The sequence below is a fragment of the Streptomyces sp. NPDC043427 genome, from assembly GCF_056436655.1.
Window position 1 is genome coordinate 12941 of record NZ_JBWKCC010000038.1, and the last position, 16347, is coordinate 29287.

Consider the following 16347-nt stretch of genomic DNA (forward strand, 5'->3'; position numbering starts at 1 on the left):
GGAGACGTCATGTGGTTCAGTCACATCCTCGACCGTCACTGCCAGCAGCGCGGTGACGCGCCAGCCGTGGTCGAGGGCAGCAGGGAGCTGACCTGGCGTCAGCTGCGCTCTGCCGCACACTCCTTGTCGGCGCATCTCAGCACCCGCGGCATCGGGCGCGGCGAGCGCGTCGCCGTCTACTCCCGCAACCGCCTCGAAATGATCGTCAGCTACTTCGCGCTGGCACACCTGGGCGCCCCCTTCGTCCCGGTCAACCATGCGATGCAGCCCGCCGAGTACCGGGACGTCGCCGAACGCTTCGCGGTCGAGCATGTCCTGGGGGAGCAGCGGCTGCTCTCCCGGCTCGACCTGCCGGACGACCGGCAGACCGTGTTCGACAGTCCCGAGTTCCAGGAGGTGCTCACCGCCGGCACCCCGCCGCCTCCCCTCGCCGCACGCATGGAGGACCCGTTCGCGGTGCTCCTCACCTCCGGGACCACCGGCAAGCCGAAGGGCGTCGTGCACACCGCGGAGGCGCTGCGCCTGATGTCCCTGTCCTGGCTGGCCGCAACCGGCGCCGACGACCGGGTACGGCTGCTCAACCTCAACTCGCTGGCCCACGGCAGCATCACCTTCACCAGCCACTACCTGGCCGCCGGCGCCACCATTCACCTCCAGCGGGAGTTCCAGCCGAGGGCGGTGCTGCGCACCATCCAGCAGAAGGGCATCACCCATGTCTGGCTGGTGCCGCAGATGCTGCGCTTCCTGGTCACCGCCGTCGGACCGGGCACCACCGTGGACAGCGACCTGCGGGAGATCATGTTCGGCGCTTCGCCGATCACCCCGGAACTGCTGGACCGGACCAGGCGCACCTTCCGCTGCGACATCCGCAACGTGTACGGGATGACCGAGGCCGGCGGCACCTTCGCCACCTGGCTCATCCCGGCCGCGGAGACCGAGCCGACGGTCCCGCTCGAGTCGAGCGGACGCAGCGTGCCCGGGCTGCACGTCGAGATCCAGGACGAGACGGGCATCCCCGTGCCGACAGGCACCGTCGGCGAGGTCTGCGTCCGATCCGCTGGACGCATGGCGTCGTACCTGGACGACGCGGCCGCAACCGCCGAGACGGTGGTGGGCGGCTGGGTGCGCACCGGCGACCTCGGCCTGATGGACGAGCGCGGCTTCGTCCACCTCAAGGACCGCAAGAAGGACGTCATCAAGCGCGGTGGGCAGAACGTGTTCCCCGCCGAGATCGAGGCCGCCGTGCGGGAGTACCCGGGCGTCCACGACGTGGCGGTGCTCGGTGTGCCCGACCCCGACTGGACCGAGGCGCCCGCCGCGTTCGTCGTACCCGAGGAGGGGGTACGGCTGTCCGCTCCCGACCTCCTGGTCTTCCTGCGCGGACGGCTGGCCACCTACAAACAGCCCCGGGAACTGGTCTTCATCGACGAGATCCCCCGCAACGGCGCGGGGAAGGTTCTGCGCCGCGTGCTGGCCGAGACCGTACTGGACACCCACCACAACAACAGAGAGGCCGTTTCGCGATGAAACCCTACTCCGCCACACGTGTCGGCAGCCTCGACCTGGGCGCGGTGTTCACGGTCGGCGCCGACCAGAACCCGGCCTCCCGGATCATCCTCGACCACGACCTGGCCCTGTACCCCGAGGCAGGCCGCATCCTGACCATGGCCAAGGCGGCCCGGCTGGTCGAGGATCTGGCCGGCCGGCTCAAGGCAGCCGGGGTCACCGCGGGGTCCTACGTCGCCATCTGCGCCACCCACCGCTTCGACATCATCCTCGCCGCCTGCGCGGCCGACCGCCTCGGTGGTGTGCCGGTGATGCTGGCATCCGACTCCGACGGGGCCACCGTCGATGCGTTGTTGTCCAGACTGGACCGCACCACCTACCTCGTCACCGACGCCGAGAAGCTCACGTACGACCTCGCCGAGGTCCCGCTGGAGAGCCGAGTCAAGGGCGTGTTCTCGCTGGCCGGCGACCACCCGGGCGCCACCGCGCTCGCCGATACCACGCCGGTCACCGGTCCCTTTGCCAAGCCGCAGTCGCCGAACGCCCCAGCGCTGGTCACTCACAGTTCGGGCACCACCGGCGTGCCCAAGCTGATCGTCCAGTCCGGCCGCAGCCTCTACTGGCACTTCCACCCGCAGTACCGCCGCGCCCGCTATCTGCGGCTGACCGGCACCCTGGCCACCTGCACCTCCTTCGCCCACGTGCGCATCTGGCCGATGCTGATGATCGCGGCGCGGATCGGCCAGGACCTGGCCTTCATCACCAACCCCGACCCGGCGCGCGCCGCGGACCTGTTCCTGCAGATCCGCCCCGAGATCGTCGAGGCTTTCCCCAACGTGATGCTGCGCTGGGAGGGCATGGTCGACGATCCCCGTGAACCCCTTGCCAACGTACGGCTGTTCCGCAGCACGTTCGACGCGATGCACCCGCGCACCATCCTGCGGATGATGGAGGCATCCCGGCGCCGCGTGCCGATCTACGGCCAGGGCTACGGCCAGTCGGAGGTCGGCGGCGCGATCAGCTTCCTGGGCACCAAGGGCATGATCCGCCGCCTGGGCACCCGCTGCGTGGGCCGCCCGCTGGTCGGTGTCACCAAGTTGAAGGTCGAACGGCCCGCCGGGGCCGACCCGAGCACCCCGGGCAAGATCTGGGTCCGCTCCCGCGGCCGGGCCATCGGGATCATCGGTGAACAGCAGCAGTACGAGGAGCGTTTCCGCGACGGCTGGTGGGACATGGGTGACGTCGGCCACCAGGGCCGCTTCGGCGCCCTCTACCTGCTGGACCGGGTCGTCGACCGGATCGACGGGGTCGACAGCACCCTGTCCCTGGAGGACACGCTGATGACTCGGATGCCCGAGCTGGTGGAGGTCGTGATCATCCCGACCGAGGACGGCCGTGCCACCCCCGTCGTGTGCACACAGAAGGACCAGCCGTTGGACCGGAGCAGCTGGAAGGAGGCCGTCCAGGGCCTCGGCGACCTCGCCGAACCGCTCCAGGTCCGCTGGGAGGACCTGCCGGTCACCTCGACCTGGAAGATCCGCCGTCCGCTGCTGCGCCGCAAGCTGGCCGAGGGGACACTGCCGATCTTGGAGCTCGGTTCATGACACGCCGTCATCGGAGCGGTGGCGCGGCGATACCGGTGCGGGCGGTCGCCTGCGTCGGCGCGGGCCCGGCAGGCCTGCTCGCCGCCACCCAGATCAAGACTGCCCAGCCCGGCTGGCACGTGGAGGTCTTCGAACGCCAGCCGCGCGGGGTCACCTTCGGCTACGGCGTGGTCTTCTCCGACATCGCCGTGCGCACCATCGAGTACCTCGCACCGACGCTCGGCGAACTCCTCGCCAAGGAGACCCGCTGGGAGGACGTCGAGGTCCGCTCGCACGGCGGCCGCTATCGCATCCCCGGCCACGGCTACGTGGCCCTGTCCCGGCACCGCCTGCTGGACGAACTGGCGCAGCGGGCGGAGGCCGTCGGCGTCGTCCTCAACTACGAGACCCCGGTGGCCCTGGACGAACTGGGCACCGCATACGACCTGGTGATCGCGGCCGACGGTGCCCGCAGCCGCATCCGGCGGGCGCTCGCCTCCGAACTGGGAGCGAGCGTCACCGAGGGCCGCTCGCGCTTTGCCTGGCTGGGCACGGGCGCTCGGTTCGACGCGATGACCTTCATCTTCGAGCAGACCAGCGCCGGGGTCGTGGTCGCCCACGGCTACCCGCACGGCGACGGCATCAGCACGTTCGTCGTCGAGGTGCCGGAAGGCACCGCCGTGTCCGACGGGGTCGACCTGCCCTTGTGGGAGCGGCTCCTCGCCGAACACCTGGAGGGCCACCGACTGCAGGCCCGCGACACCGCGTGGTCGCGGTTCCCGCAGGTACGTCTGGAGCGCTGCGTCCACGACAACGTGGTCGTGATCGGCGACGCCGCGCACACCGCCCACTACTCGGTCGGCTCGGGCACCCGGCTGGCCCTCGAGGACGGCTTCTACCTCGCCCGCATGCTGAACCGCTACCCGGACCTGCCCCGCGCCCTGGGGGAGTACCAGCGGCGCTCGCTGCCCAGCGCCCGTGCACTGCAGGTGGCCGGCGCCCGGAGCATGCGCTGGTTCGAACGGGCGCCGCTGTACCTGAGGCGTCCGGCCGCCCAGTTCTCGACACACCTGCTCACCCGCGCGGCACACGTCGTCGCGGAGGACCTCAAGGCGGGCGCCCCGACCCTCACCTCCGACGCGGCCACGGAGCTGGCACACGGGGTGGGCAGCCCGGTACGCGAGGACGCCTTCGAGGTGCCGGTCGACGTGGGGGCGCTGCGGCTCGGGGGAAGGTGGGTCACGGAGACGGGGGGCTCCGCTGCCTGTGGTGGGGAGCTGCAGGCGGAGGGACCGCGCCCGGCGCTCGTACTGACCCCGGCCGGTCAGCCGGACGCCCCCTTGCTGCCCTGCCTCCTCGGACGCGTCCCAGGCGGCACGGAGCGGGACCGGCTGATCCTGTACGATGCCGGGCCCTGCCCCGAGACGGCCGAGCAGGTGGCCGAGGGCACCCGCCGGCTGCTTGAGCACCCTCAGCAACCCCAGGAGCTGGCGTCGGCGACGGCGGTCCGAGTCCGGGTGGGACCCGGCGCTCAAGCGCGGCCCCGGCAGACCACGGCCGCGCTCCAGGCACAGGTACGCGCCCTGTCCGAGGTCGGCCGCTGCGACCTGGTGGACCTCGCGCCCGCACCCGGCCACGACCCGACGCCCGGCGCACTGACCGCGGTGCTGGAGATCGCGGGAGCTGTCCGGGCGGCCACCGGAATCCCAGTGATGGTCAGCGGTTTCCGCGCCGCCCCGGGCCAGATCGAGGCGCACCTGCTCGCGGGGCGGATCGACCTGTGGTGCGTGCCGCACTCGACGGAGAACGATACGGAAGCACGCGGAGCGGAGGCCGATTCATGAACAGCCCGGACGATCGTACGAACACGCTGGGCATCGTCGGACCGGGCACGGTCGGCCGGACGCTGGCGGTGCTCGCCGCCCGCGCCGGCCTCGCCGTGACCCTGGTGGCCCGGGACCCGGCCGAGGCCGCCCGGATCGTCCGCGACCTGGCGGCCGGCTACCCGGAGGCGGGCCGGATCCACGTCACCGCGGACCTGGCGGCGCTGGGCACGGCGGGCATCGTCGTGGAGGCGGTGCCGGAGCTGATGCCGGTGAAGACGGAGGTACTGCGGGCGCTGGGCCGGATCTGCCCGCCCGACACCGTTCTGCTCACCAGCACGACCGCGCTCGACCTCGCCGGCCTGGGGCGGGCTTCCACGCGCCCCGAACGGTTCGCGGGACTGCACCTGATCCCGCGGGCCGGACCCGGCGGCGTGGCGGAACTGTCGGCCACTCCCAACACCGGCACCGATGTCATGGAAGCGGCGGAACGGCTCACCGCTCGCCTCGGCCTGACCCCGGTCCGGGTGCCCGGCCGCCCGGGCCTGATCTCCGGCATCCTGTTCTTCGGATACCTGAACCGGGCGGCACGCATGTGCGAGGACGGCTACGCCGGACCGGACGAGATCGACACCGCGATGCGACTCGGCTGCGGCCTGTCGAGCGGACCGCTCGCCCAGATCGACGCCCTGGGCGCGGGCACGGTCCACGACACCCTGACCCACCTGTCCGCCCACACAGGAGACGCGGACCTGCGCCCGGCTTCGATCCTTACGAGGCTGGCGAGCGGGGGCGGCCGCTTCCACTCCCCGGCTGACCGCCGGAGCGGGGACGGCGCGGCCGGGGACCGGCCGGCCGCCCTGGCGGGGGGCGGCGCCGGCAGCACCCTCCCCGTGCGCCGCGCCGCCGTCATCGGCTCGGGAACCATGGCAACCGGGATCGCCGAGGTGTGTCTGCGGGCGGGTCTCACCACCGTCCTGCTTGCACGCCGCCCGGAGAGTGCCGCGCGGGCACGCAACCGCGTCGCCGCCTCCTTGGACCGGGCCGTCGCCCGTGGAAAGGCCACGGCCGAGGAGCGGGACGACGCCCTGGCACGGCTCGTCGTGGACACGGGGCTGGAACCGGCGGCGCGGGCCGACGCCGTGATCGAGGCCGTGATCGAGGACCTGCCCGTCAAGCAGCGCGTCTTCGCCGAGCTGGGCCGGATCTGCGCCCCGGGCGCCCTTCTGGCCACCACCACCTCCAGCCTCCCGGTCGCCGAGTGCGCCGTCGCGTCGGGACGTCCCGAGGATGTCGTGGGCCTGCACTTCTTCAACCCTGTGCCGGTGATGCGCCTCGTGGAGCTGGTGCGGACCGCCCGGACCGGCGCGCGGACCGCCGCCACCGCCCGCGTGCTGACCCGGACCCTCGGCAAGCACGCCGTGGACTGCGGCGACCGCCCCGGCTTCATCGTCAACGCGCTCCTCTTTCCGTACCTCAACGCGGCCGCGTCGTTGCTCGACACCGGCCTCGCCGGTGTGGATGACATCGACGCCGTACTCCGGGAGGGCTGCGGCTTCCCGATGGGGCCGTTCAGCCTGCTCGACGTGGTGGGCCTGGACGTCTCCCTGAAGATCCAGCATGTCCTGCACTCGGCCGACCCCGTCCTGCACACGTCACCGGCGAAGTCCCTGACCGACCTGGTCGCCGCAGGCCGCATCGGCCGCAAGTGCGGCGCGGGGTTCCACAGTTACTGACCTCCACCGCGGACACAGGCCGCCGGGGTCCTCGCGTTCACGGTGTCGTTCTGCATGCGTCAGTTAGGACTTGTCCGCCCGATCAGGTGACTGTCTGACTGTTGACTCGTTGTGTCAGGCATGGGGCGGGGTGACTTGACGGATGCCGAGTGGGAACGGCTGCGCCGGTTCCTGCCGGTCAGCAACGGGCGTTGTGGCCGGTGGCGGGATCACCGGCAGGTGAGCGACGGGATTCTGCACAGGGTGCGGACCGGGGTGCAGTGGCGGGACCTGCCCGAGAGGTTCGGACCGTGGAAGACGCTCTATGATCGCCACCGGCTGTGGTCGGCCGACGGCACCTGGGAACGTCTGCTGCAACAGGTCCAGGCCGCGGCCGACGCGGCTGGCGAGGTCGACTGGGACATCGCGGTGGACTCCACCATCGTGCGTGCGCACCAGTACGCGGCCGGTGCTCGCACCGACCCGCCGCCGGCCCCCGCGTCAAAGGGGGACGAAGCAGCAGAACACCAGGCCGAGACGCCGTGGCAGAGCCTGCTCGCCCGGCTGGGGGGGGTGGTGCAGGAGGTGAGGCCTGGGCCGCTCGCGCGGCGGTTCACCAGCAAGCTTCACCGAGCGCTGACGGGTGATGCCGACCGCTGTCCCTGGTCGTCACCGGCGGGCAGCGGGCGGACTGCACCCCGTTCGAGGCCGTCCTGGAGAAGATCCGTGTTCCCCGTGGCGGGCCGGGCAGGCCCCGCACCAAGCCCGGCAGCCTTGCCGCGGACAAGGCATACAGCAACGGCCCGTGCCGCCAGTATCTGCGCCGCAGGGGCATCCGGCACACCATTCCGGAAAAGACCGACAGCCAGGCCGCCCGCCGACGCAAGGGCTCACGCGGCGGACGGCCCCCCGGCTTCGACGACGAGCGGTACAAGAAGCGCAACACCGTCGAGAGGGCGATCAACAGACTCAAGCAGGCCGTAGCCGTGGCCACTCGCTACGACAAACGCGGCTATGTCTTCCTCGGCACCACCACCGTCGCAGCCCTCGTGATCTGGCTCCGCACGTGATCGCCCGGACAGGACCTAGGTGTTTTTCCACGTGTCGCCCGGCGTACTGCTTCGTCCCATGACGCTCTGCGCGAGGCGACTTTCCCTGTGGCGATGCGCTGAGAAGGAGTCGTGAGCGCGCCGACTGGGCTGGTAGGAAGTCAAGGCTTCGGCGTAGTCGGATGCTGTCCGGTTCAAGCGGATTCGCCACCCCTCGCGGTGCTCCGAGAGGGGTGTCCAGGCCTTGACCAGCGACAATGATCCGCGTGGACATTGTCGTTGAGATCCATGTGCCCCTCAGGGAAGCCCCGGCGCTTTGGAAGGTTCCGATCCCTCCCCGTGGATCGACCAGGTCGAGGACTTCCTCGCCGAGCAGGAGACGGCGGAGGTGTATGACGAAGGCGAGGAGTACGACGGGGTGTACGTCTTCTTCATCACCGGGGCCACTGAGGAGGTTCTCCTGGCCGTGGCGTCTGGCACGGCTGGGCTTCCGGGCGTCCCGAGCGGGGTGTTCGCGATGGTCACGAACGATGAGGCGGAGGAGATCGGCCTCGGACGACGTGTCGAGCTGCCGCTCGGTTAGCCCTCTGCAGAACCGACGTCGACCAGGGAATCTTCGCTTTGCCGGTTGACGGCTCCTGGCGAGAAGGACAGGCACGGCTTCCAAGATCATGGAGTTCTCCACGCCCCGTGACCTGCCTGGAAGACCGTGCCTGCCGACGCGTCATCGCTGATCACACCTGCCCTTGACCAGCTCCGCGAGCGGCCCCGGATTGTGCCAGGTGAGGTGCCGGGTCTGCTGGAACGGCTGGCCGAGGTGCCAGATCCTCGCGACCCCCGCGGGGTTCGGCACGCCCTCGCCGTCGTGCTCGCGCTCGCCGCGTGCGCAGTGTTGGCCGGGGCAACCTCACTGCTCGCGGTCGGCGAGTGGATCGTGGACGCCGCTCTCACCTACCGCGTGATCGAAACCGCGCCTACGGAGAGGCACCCGCAGACCCAAGCGGACAGAGGTTGAACGACAAGCTCAGCGCGAGCGGCCGGTGCCGTCGGCGGACTCACGAGGGCGTGCAACCGCGGAAGTTCCTCCGTTGAGCTCCGGCCCGGAACCGCCCCGGCGCAGTCCCGCGCAGCACAGGATTGCGCACACCACCACGGCGATCGGGCCCACCATGGACAGTCGTAGCGCCTCTCCCAGCCCCCTGCCGGCGGACAGGGCCTGGAGCAGCGCGCCGAACACCGCGCTGCCCAGCACGTTCCCCACCTGCCGGGTCGTGTTGTAGACGCCCGAAGCAGCACCGGCGAGCGAGCGGTCCAGCTGCCCCAGGGCGAGGTTGGACATGGGGGCGAACACACACCCCAGGCCGACACCGCACACCAGCATGGGAATCAGCAGCACCCACGGGGAGAGCTCGGGCCGGGCCGTGTACGCTGTCGCGGCCAGTCCGACGACGTACACCCCCAGTCCCCGGATCAGCAGGGACTTGCTGTTATCGGCGTCGGACCGCCGACCGACGACGATGCCGATCAGGCCGAAGGCCGCCGACAGGGGCGCGGTCGTCAGCCCGGCGTGCAACGGAGACAGACCCAGCGCCGTCTGCAGGTAGAGGGTCAGCAACAGCAGGTTGCCGGCCATGGCGAAGGTGACCAGGCACACCACGGCGTTGGCCAGGGTGAAGTTGCGGTACGCCAACAGGCCCGCCGGTATCAGCGGGTGGTGGCTGCGCCGCTGCTGGAGCGCGAACAGGCCGAGCAGCACCACCCCTGCCGTCAGCACCTCCGGGATCGTCAACGGCCCCACGACAGTTCCCCAGTCGTACCGCTCGCCCTCCAGGAGGCCGAAGGACAGCGCGAACAGGCCCGCAGAGACCAGCACTACGCCGGGCAGGTCCAGCCCCGCGCGCCGCGGGTTGCGCTGACCGGGCACCAGGACGCCGACCAGGACCAGGCAGATCACGCCCACCGGCACGTTGATGAAGAACAGCCACTCCCAGCCGTACTGCGTGACGACCAGACCGCCCAGCAGCGGTCCGACGATCGTGGCCAGGCCCGCCACGCCGCTCCACATCCCGTACGCGGCGCCGCGCCGTTCCACGGGAAAGAGCAGCGCGATGAAGGCCGTCGTCTGCGGGGTGAGCAGCGCGGCTCCGAGCCCCTGCACCGCCCGGGCCGCGATCAGCGAGCCGACGTCCTCGCCCAGCCCGCACCAGGCGGAGGCGGCGGTGAAGACCATGAGCCCCGCGAGGTACACGCGCTTCTGGCCGAACAGATCCCCCAGCCGGCCACCGGCCACCAGGAGTGCCGCATACACCAGTACGTAGGCGTTGGCCACCCACAGAACCTCGTCGAGGCCGACGTGCAGGTCCTCGAGAATGACCGGTACGGCGATGTTCACGATCGTCGTATCCACCATGATCATGAAGAAGCCGAGGCAGAGCGCGCCGAGCGCCGTCCAGGGGTTTCCAGTGCCGGTCACACGCTCTCCTCGAAGTCGGGGAAATCCTGGGTGCGTTCAAGCGTTGAGCGGTACTCCCGCGCACGCTTTCCCGGAATGTATATCGGCAGACGCAATGGGTGTTCGACTGTGTACCTGCCGAGCTTGCTCACATTGACGCCGAGTTCAGCGGCTGTTTTCCTGACCCTTCATGCGTGCTGAATTGTTCCGTGCACGGCGTCCGAACATGCCGATGGGAAGAGGATGTTGGAATGAGTGGCATTGCGGACGCATCGGTGTCCGGCGCCGCTGCCGATCAATTTCCCGTTGCTGCGCCATCCGTTGGGCGCCTTCCGGCGACGCCGTGATCCTCCCGGACCGTCCGCCCTGTGAACGCGTTCCGACCCACCTGCGCCCGACCAGAGGAGAGGCATGACCCGCCAGGCCGCACACGAGGCCGTTACGCTGCTGGAACTGGTCAGTCCGGACGGGGTCACCATCGGCACCGCGGAGAAGGTCTCCGCCCACCAGGCTCCGGGCAAGCTACACCGCGCCTTCTGCGTCTTCCTCTTCGACCGAACCGGCCGGGTGCTGCTGCAACGCCGTGCCCTGACCAAGTACCACTCGCCGGGAGTGTGGTCCAACACCTGCTGCGGGCACCCCTACCCGGAGAGGCGCCCGAGGACGCCGCTGCCCGGCGGAGCCGTGAGGAACTGGGCTTGACCCCGACCCTGCTCGTGCCGGCCGGGACCGTGAGTTACCACCACCCCGACGACATCTCGGGACTGGTGGAGCAGGAATACAACCATCTCTTCGTCGGGCCGGTCGACCAGCCCGTGAACCCGGACCCGAACGAGGTGGCCGACACACTGTTCGTGAACCGGTACGAGCTGGAGACGGTGTACGCGGAAAAGCCCTTCTCGGCATGGTTCCGGACGGTGCTGGACGCTGCTCTTCCCGAAATCCGCCGCATCGTCCCGTTCGGCGGATGGTGAACCGGCGGAGCATATGAACGCGTTCCCTCGCCACCTCGACCACATCGTCTGTGCGACGCCCAGCCTCCAGGAGACGATCGCCGAATTCACCCAACGGACCGGCGTGCGCCCGGCCGCCGGCGGTGCGCATCCCGGTCGTGGCACCCGCAATTACCTTGTGGGGCTGGACGGAGCGGCATATCTCGAGATCATCGGGCCGGATGCGGACAGCCCCGAGCCACAGCAGCCACGCCCCTTCGGCATCGACCGGTTGACGGAGCCCACCGTAGCGACCTGGGTGCTGCGCCCCTCGGACCTGGACGCCGCGGTGGCAACGGCACGACAGCGCGGCCACGACCCCGGGCCGATCCATTCGATGAGCCGGACCACGTCCGACGGCACCCGTCTGCGTTGGCGGCTGACCGACGTCGATGCCGTACATCCATCGGGTCTCGTGCCGTTCCTCATAGACTGGGGCACCTCCGAGCATCCCACGGCGGCCGATCTGCCGCGGCTGACCCTGGTGGATCTCATGATGCGCGCACCTGAACCGGGGGAGATCACCCGTCGGCTGGCCGCGCTCGGCACGTCCTGGGACGTTCGGCCGGGGCCGCGCAGACTGGCATGCACCGTGGACACGCCGAAAGGGCGGGTCACATTCGGCTGACGGCCGTCACAGGTTCACACGGCCGTCATCCACACTGGCGTCACGGCCTCACGACGGATGTGGACGTCCGGGGAGCTGCCGTACCGCTGCGCCAGCGCCATGGCCGCCTGGGCAGCGACGTTCCGGGGGAATGCGATCGCGGCCGGGGCCCGATGCGGTGACGCGCAGGATCGCGGAGGGGGTGTTCGAGATCCCGTCACGGAGCGGTGCATCGCCCCCCGAAGGCGAACAGCAGGGGTTACGGGCGGGCGCTGAGACGGGCCTGGGCGCGGGCGTGGGACCACGGCGGCAGCTGTTCGGCGAGGTCGGCGAGGCTGGTTCTGCGCAGCGAGTCGCGCCAGGCATGGTCGGCGTCGTACATGACCTTGGCAACCGGGCAGGGGCCGGTGCACTTCTCGGGCGGCACCGCGCAGGCGCCGCGCTGGCGGATCTCGGTGCAGACGAACGGCGGCAGGCTGCCTTCGATGGCCTCGACGATGTCGAGCGCCGTGATCTGTTCGGCGGGGCGGGCGAGCCGGAAGCCGCCCCGCGGTCCGGAGACCGCGGTCAACACCCCTGCCGTCACCAAGGACTTCAGGTGCTTGGCGAGATACGCCTCCGGCAGGTCGAAGTATCCGGCCAGTGTCCGCCGGGACACAGGCGTCTCGGCTTCCGACTGCACCAGCGTCAGCGCGCAGTGCAGCGCCCACTCCACACCCTGCGAAAGTTTCATGTTTCCGCACCTGCTTATATTGCTAGATAACGAATGTCGATGATACCTGCGATGTGAGTGGGGCAGAAGGCCTGGACGACCGGCTGTCCCATGGCTCTCGGAGAGGAAGCCCATGCAGAAGGCGATCGTCGTCGGAGGCGGAATCGGCGGTCTGACCACCGCGGTTGCGCTCATCCGGCGCGGATGGGATGTCGAGGTCCTGGAGCGCGCGGCGCACTTCGGCGAGGTCGGCGCCGCCCTGTCGGTGTGGCCCAACGCCATGCGCGCCCTGGAGTTTCTCGGGCTGGCCGACGCCGTACGGGAGCGAGCGCTGCTGGGGAGCGGGGCCGGTATTCGGGACACCACCGGCCGCTGGCTGACCCGCACGGACACCACCGGGATGGAGCGCCGCTACGGGCAGACGGCCGTGATCCACCGCGCCGACCTCGTCGACGTGCTGCGCTCCGTCCTCCCGGAGCCAACCCTGCGCGGCGGGATCACCGTGGACCACGTACGCTCCGACGGCACCGTGATCCACTCCGCCGGCGAGTCCCGCGGTGATCTGATCGTGGGGGCGGACGGCATCCACAGCACCGTACGACGATCGATGTGGGGTGAGGGCGTCCAGCCACGCTACGCCGGCTACACCTCCTGGCGGATGGTCACCCCGCGCGTGCCGATCGAGGAAAGCTGCGAGTCGTGGGGGCGTGGCGTGCGATTCGGGTATGCGGGACTGCGCGACGGCAGGGTCTACTGCTTTGCCGTGGCCAACGCCCCGGAGGGTGAGGCCGACGGAGGGCTGGCTGCGCTGCGGCGTACCTTCGCCGGGTGGCATGACCCGATTCCGGCACTGCTGCACGCGGCGTCCGACGACTCAGTGCTCCACCACGACCTCTACGAACTGCCGCCGCTGCACACCTACGTGGCGGAGAAGGTCGCACTCGTCGGGGATGCGGCACACGCGATGACCCCCAACCTCGGTCAGGGGGCTTGCCAGGCGTTGGAGGACGCGGTGGTCCTCGCCCAGGCCGTGAACGGGGGAGGCGGACTGCCGGCGTACGACCGGCGGCGCCGACCGCGCACCCAGATGGTCGCCGCGCGGGCACGGCGCATCGGCATGGCCGCCCAATGGGCCTCGCCGATCGCCGTGGCCCTGCGCGACGCAGCGCTGAGGCGCTTGCCGCGCTCTTCGTTCACGCGGTCGCTCGCCCCGGTGCTCAGCTGGGCTCCCTGACCGGCAACGGCAACGCAATTCCGGATTGCTGATCTGGGTCTTGTGGGGATGCCGAGGCAGCGGGGGATTCGGTGATGAGGGTTTTCGCGGTGGCGCCGGGCGGGACGAGGACGTACGCGACGGGCACCGCGGCGTGGGCCGTCCCGGGCGGAACGGGGTTCTTGCGGGTGTGGGCGAGGTGGCAGGCGCGGCCGACGTGGAGGAGAGCGGTGGGTTTGCCGGCTGCGGCGGTCGCCAGCCCCGCTCGGCTGCGCATTTAGGTATCTCATGAGCGGGTGCCAGCCAGGGCCCTTCACTGCAACAGGTCGACTCTGACGGTCGAGCGTCGGAGGCTTTCATTCCCGTTGCTCCGCGGCTCCGCCGTCGGGCGACAACTCGGGAGCGCCCGGGGCCAGGTTCCGGGGCACCGCGCGCCGGGCTCTACGGTGCACCGGTGAGCAACGAGATGCCGCCGGCCGGACTGCCCGTGGTCGACGAGGTCCTGGCCGATGCCCTGACCGCTCAGGGTGAGGCGGGCGCACGGGCGTTGGGGCTGCTGCGCCGATGCGCACCGAGTGCTCACCGGGGCGGGGTTCGTACGGCCGACGGAGGTGGCCGCGGCGTGTGTGCGGTCTGCGGCGGACGCGCTGCTGGGCCTGCCCGGCGCACCGGTCACAGCGGGCCTGAAGCCGGCGAAGGGTCTGTTGCCCGCAGTGGACGCCTTCCCGCCGCCGGCTCCGCCCACCCCGGAGTGGGTCAAACCTGACGGCACGGTGGACGAGTCCAAGATGCCCGAAGAGCTGCCGCTGATCGGGGCGGACGGCAAGGTCGTCAAGGACGCAAACGGCAAGACCCTCATGGTCAAGACGCGCGTCAAGTTAGCGGAGCCCGAGGCGCCCGTGGCTGGTCCCCGGGCAGGGGAGAAGCGGTCCGTCAGCACGGACGCAAAAGGCCGCATCGGCTGCGGTCTGCTGGGCCTGGCCACCCGGCCGCGGCGCGGCTGCCCCGGCCGACACCAGAGCGGACCATGAGGACACACCGGCCGCAAAGACGCTGGTGAAGACCCGTGATGAGGCCTCCGACGGCTACCACCAGACGCTCGCCGCCCACCAGACGTCCCGGCCCGTCCGGCACGTCGACCCGGCCATCGCGCAGGCGATCGAGTCGCAGACTCGCGAACGGCGAGAGCTCAGCCGACCGCCGCGCGTTCCCCGACCCGGAGCCCGCCGACCAGCCCAGCCCGATCGAAGCCGCCCGGGCCAGCGCCGTCCGTTCGAGGGGTGGATCTGGGTCAGCGGACCGGACGCGGCACGCGCGCACGACGTCTTCGTCAAACGGGCGGCCTCCTGGCGCAATTACGTATGGGAGGCCAGGCCATGATGTGCATCCACGGCGGTGCCGGCTTCGGTAAGACCCTCGCCGTCAACACCTGCCTGCGCGAACTCGAACCTGGCGAGGACGTCCGCAAGATCACCTTCCGTGCCCGTCCCACGGCCCGCCCGGTGCGCTACGAACTGTTCACGGCGCTCGACTTGGCCGGCGAGCCACCGCGCCATCCCAGCGAGTTCGACCGCCTGCTGAAGACGGCCCTGGCCGAACGCCCCCGTACCTTCCAGGCCCGCACCGGCCGCGCCCGCGTCGACCAGGAGCTGCTGCGCTGGGCCTTCAGCCGCGTCGCCTGACCACCACACCGCCATGTTCCTCGCCGCGCCACCGCCGCCCGTCACCGTGGTTCTCGACCGCCACGACGACGCGCTGCACACGCACACCGCCCTGGCCGCCCACCATCCGCCGTCCGGCCGGATCACCCTGCACCCTGGCCCGGGCACCCCAGCGAGACCGGCTTCGCCCACGACCTTCTCGCCGCTCTGGGCAAGCCGCCCCTGCTCCCGGGCCGCTTTCCCACCGGCCGTCAGCCCGCCTGGCGGGCTGCTGCCGCCTGGATGACCGCCCTGCCCGTCACCCGGCTGGTTCTGTTCACGAGTTCCGACGCTCGAATGATCGACGTCACCGTACCGCCGGGGAGGCTCGCCACTGATGCGGACAAGGGTCTCCGCGAAGGAGCGGTGGTCGGCGACGGCGTGACGGGCTCGCGTCCAGAATGCCGCTGGCACCATCGGCGCCCGCAGCACACCAGGCGGCGGCCGGTGCTTCCACTGCGAGGGGACCGGGCGTGCCCGCCCGCTGTGGGAGCAGGCGTTGTCAGCTGGCCACGACGTCGCGTAGTTCCCGTACAGCGCGCTCGCGGTGGTGCTGGGCGGGGATCGCCTCGTACAGGTCCAGGGCGCGGCGGCGGACCGGGCCGGTGCGGTAGTCCGCGGGCAGTGCTGTCAGGTCGTCGACGGTACGGCGGCACGCCTGCTCGATGTCGCCGTTGTGGTGGGAGCAGGTGGCGGCGTCGATGTGCAGCAGGGCGCGCGTCATGGTGCTGGTGGGCGCGGACAGCTCCAGGGCGTGCTCTTGGCTGACGTGGGCGAGGCGGGTGTCTCCGAGGGTGGTGAAGGCGTGGCTGAGGTGTACGTGGTGTTTCTGCTCGCTGTACGTTAGCCAGATGTCCGACCGCTGGCCCTCGGGGAGCCGGTTCATGAGGGTGTCGTGGCCGCGAGCATGGCGCGGGCCTGTTCGGGCTGGTGGTTGGGGGCGTAGGAGCAGTCGGCCGCCGGTCCTCGGGTGGTCACCGGTCGCGCGCCGGAGG

The 16347-nt window shown here is 70.7% G+C and carries 15 protein-coding genes and 2 pseudogenes; 13 read left to right on the forward strand and 4 right to left on the reverse strand.

Annotated features, from left to right (window positions below; genetic code table 11):
• Positions 1–9: 9 nt before the first annotated feature.
• The 7 genes from AC067M_RS39905 (at position 10) to AC067M_RS39935 (ending at position 8691) form a co-directional block, all read left to right on the forward strand.
• A complete protein-coding gene (locus AC067M_RS39905) occupies positions 10–1527 on the forward strand; it encodes a class I adenylate-forming enzyme family protein (RefSeq protein ID WP_478701914.1) in 1518 nt (505 codons plus the stop codon).
• Positions 1524–3110 (forward strand): class I adenylate-forming enzyme family protein, encoded by a 1587-nt coding sequence (locus AC067M_RS39910; RefSeq protein ID WP_478701915.1) that lies wholly within the window; start codon positions 1524–1526, stop codon positions 3108–3110. The genes AC067M_RS39905 and AC067M_RS39910 overlap by 4 nt, the downstream gene beginning before the upstream one ends.
• Positions 3107–4933, forward strand: coding sequence for an FAD-dependent monooxygenase (locus tag AC067M_RS39915; protein WP_478701916.1), 1827 nt, complete (start codon positions 3107–3109; stop codon positions 4931–4933). The genes AC067M_RS39910 and AC067M_RS39915 overlap by 4 nt, the downstream gene beginning before the upstream one ends.
• Positions 4930–6648 carry a 3-hydroxyacyl-CoA dehydrogenase family protein gene (locus tag AC067M_RS39920; protein WP_478701917.1) on the forward strand — a complete coding sequence of 573 codons (1719 nt, stop codon included), beginning with the start codon at positions 4930–4932 and terminating at the stop codon, positions 6646–6648. Before AC067M_RS39915 ends, AC067M_RS39920 begins: the two co-directional genes overlap by 4 nt.
• A gap of 120 nt (positions 6649–6768) precedes the next feature.
• Positions 6769–7697 (forward strand): IS5 family transposase gene (locus AC067M_RS39925; RefSeq protein ID WP_478701918.1). Its coding sequence is split into 2 segments (ribosomal slippage): positions 6769–7273 and positions 7273–7697, totalling 930 coding nucleotides; the frame shifts between segments, so codons are not numbered across the junction.
• Between the two features lie 295 nt (positions 7698–7992).
• Positions 7993–8259, forward strand: coding sequence for a hypothetical protein (locus tag AC067M_RS39930; protein WP_478701919.1), 267 nt, complete (start codon positions 7993–7995; stop codon positions 8257–8259).
• Positions 8260–8493: 234 nt separating this feature from the next.
• A complete protein-coding gene (locus AC067M_RS39935) occupies positions 8494–8691 on the forward strand; it encodes a transposase family protein (RefSeq protein ID WP_478701987.1) in 198 nt (65 codons plus the stop codon).
• Positions 8692–8700: 9 nt separating this feature from the next.
• Here AC067M_RS39935 and AC067M_RS39940 read toward each other — a convergent pair whose 3' ends face one another.
• Positions 8701–10149 carry a DHA2 family efflux MFS transporter permease subunit gene (locus AC067M_RS39940; protein WP_478701920.1) on the reverse strand — a complete coding sequence of 483 codons (1449 nt, stop codon included), beginning with the start codon at positions 10147–10149 and terminating at the stop codon, positions 8701–8703.
• Between the two features lie 390 nt (positions 10150–10539).
• On the opposite strand from AC067M_RS39940, the pseudogene idi reads away from it, so the two are divergent.
• Both idi and AC067M_RS39950 read left to right on the forward strand, forming a co-directional pair.
• Positions 10540–11102 (forward strand): annotated as a pseudogene (idi, locus tag AC067M_RS39945) (isopentenyl-diphosphate Delta-isomerase).
• A 13-nt stretch (positions 11103–11115) separates the two neighbouring features.
• A complete protein-coding gene (locus tag AC067M_RS39950; RefSeq protein WP_478701921.1) occupies positions 11116–11748 on the forward strand; it encodes a VOC family protein in 633 nt (210 codons plus the stop codon).
• Positions 11749–11986: 238 nt separating this feature from the next.
• Here AC067M_RS39950 and AC067M_RS39955 read toward each other — a convergent pair whose 3' ends face one another.
• Entirely contained in the window at positions 11987–12460 is a 474-nt protein-coding gene (locus AC067M_RS39955) for an RrF2 family transcriptional regulator (protein WP_478701922.1), read from the reverse strand.
• A 112-nt stretch (positions 12461–12572) separates the two neighbouring features.
• On the opposite strand from AC067M_RS39955, the gene AC067M_RS39960 reads away from it, so the two are divergent.
• Complete coding sequence (locus AC067M_RS39960; RefSeq protein WP_478701923.1) at positions 12573–13673, forward strand: FAD-dependent oxidoreductase; 1101 nt, start codon at positions 12573–12575, stop codon at positions 13671–13673.
• A gap of 32 nt (positions 13674–13705) precedes the next feature.
• Here the strand turns inward: AC067M_RS39960 and AC067M_RS39965 are convergent.
• Positions 13706–13902: pseudogene (locus AC067M_RS39965) on the reverse strand (TniB family NTP-binding protein); the annotation flags it as partial.
• 376 nt (positions 13903–14278) lie between these two features.
• Here AC067M_RS39965 and AC067M_RS39970 point away from each other — a divergent pair.
• From AC067M_RS39970 to AC067M_RS39980, 3 genes are read left to right on the forward strand one after another with little or no spacing between them, the layout of a single operon-like run.
• On the forward strand, positions 14279–14683 hold the full coding sequence (locus AC067M_RS39970; RefSeq protein WP_478701924.1) for a hypothetical protein: 405 nt from the start codon (positions 14279–14281) through the stop codon (positions 14681–14683).
• Positions 14684–14708: 25 nt separating this feature from the next.
• Positions 14709–15032 carry a hypothetical protein gene (locus AC067M_RS39975; protein WP_478701925.1) on the forward strand — a complete coding sequence of 108 codons (324 nt, stop codon included), beginning with the start codon at positions 14709–14711 and terminating at the stop codon, positions 15030–15032.
• Positions 15029–15334 carry a P-loop NTPase family protein gene (locus AC067M_RS39980; protein ID WP_478701926.1) on the forward strand — a complete coding sequence of 102 codons (306 nt, stop codon included), beginning with the start codon at positions 15029–15031 and terminating at the stop codon, positions 15332–15334. Before AC067M_RS39975 ends, AC067M_RS39980 begins: the two co-directional genes overlap by 4 nt.
• Positions 15335–15854: 520 nt before the next feature.
• Here the strand turns inward: AC067M_RS39980 and AC067M_RS39985 are convergent.
• Positions 15855–16238, reverse strand: coding sequence for a hypothetical protein (locus tag AC067M_RS39985; RefSeq protein ID WP_478701927.1), 384 nt, complete (start codon positions 16236–16238; stop codon positions 15855–15857).
• Positions 16239–16347 lie beyond the last annotated feature (109 nt).

Bases quoted from the DNA above. Each gene is read 5' to 3' on its own strand.
- AC067M_RS39915 (WP_478701916.1), top strand. From the start codon at position 3,107: ATGACACGCCGTCATCGGAGCGGTGGCGCGGCGATACCGGTGCGGGCG.
- AC067M_RS39955 (WP_478701922.1), bottom strand. From the start codon at position 12,460: ATGAAACTTTCGCAGGGTGTGGAGTGGGCGCTGCACTGCGCGCTGACG.
- AC067M_RS39910 (WP_478701915.1), top strand. From the start codon at position 1,524: ATGAAACCCTACTCCGCCACACGTGTCGGCAGCCTCGACCTGGGCGCG.
- AC067M_RS39985 (WP_478701927.1), bottom strand. From the start codon at position 16,238: ATGAACCGGCTCCCCGAGGGCCAGCGGTCGGACATCTGGCTAACGTAC.
- AC067M_RS39905 (WP_478701914.1), top strand. From the start codon at position 10: ATGTGGTTCAGTCACATCCTCGACCGTCACTGCCAGCAGCGCGGTGAC.
- AC067M_RS39960 (WP_478701923.1), top strand. From the start codon at position 12,573: ATGCAGAAGGCGATCGTCGTCGGAGGCGGAATCGGCGGTCTGACCACC.
- AC067M_RS39920 (WP_478701917.1), top strand. From the start codon at position 4,930: ATGAACAGCCCGGACGATCGTACGAACACGCTGGGCATCGTCGGACCG.
- AC067M_RS39980 (WP_478701926.1), top strand. From the start codon at position 15,029: ATGATGTGCATCCACGGCGGTGCCGGCTTCGGTAAGACCCTCGCCGTC.
- AC067M_RS39950 (WP_478701921.1), top strand. From the start codon at position 11,116: ATGAACGCGTTCCCTCGCCACCTCGACCACATCGTCTGTGCGACGCCC.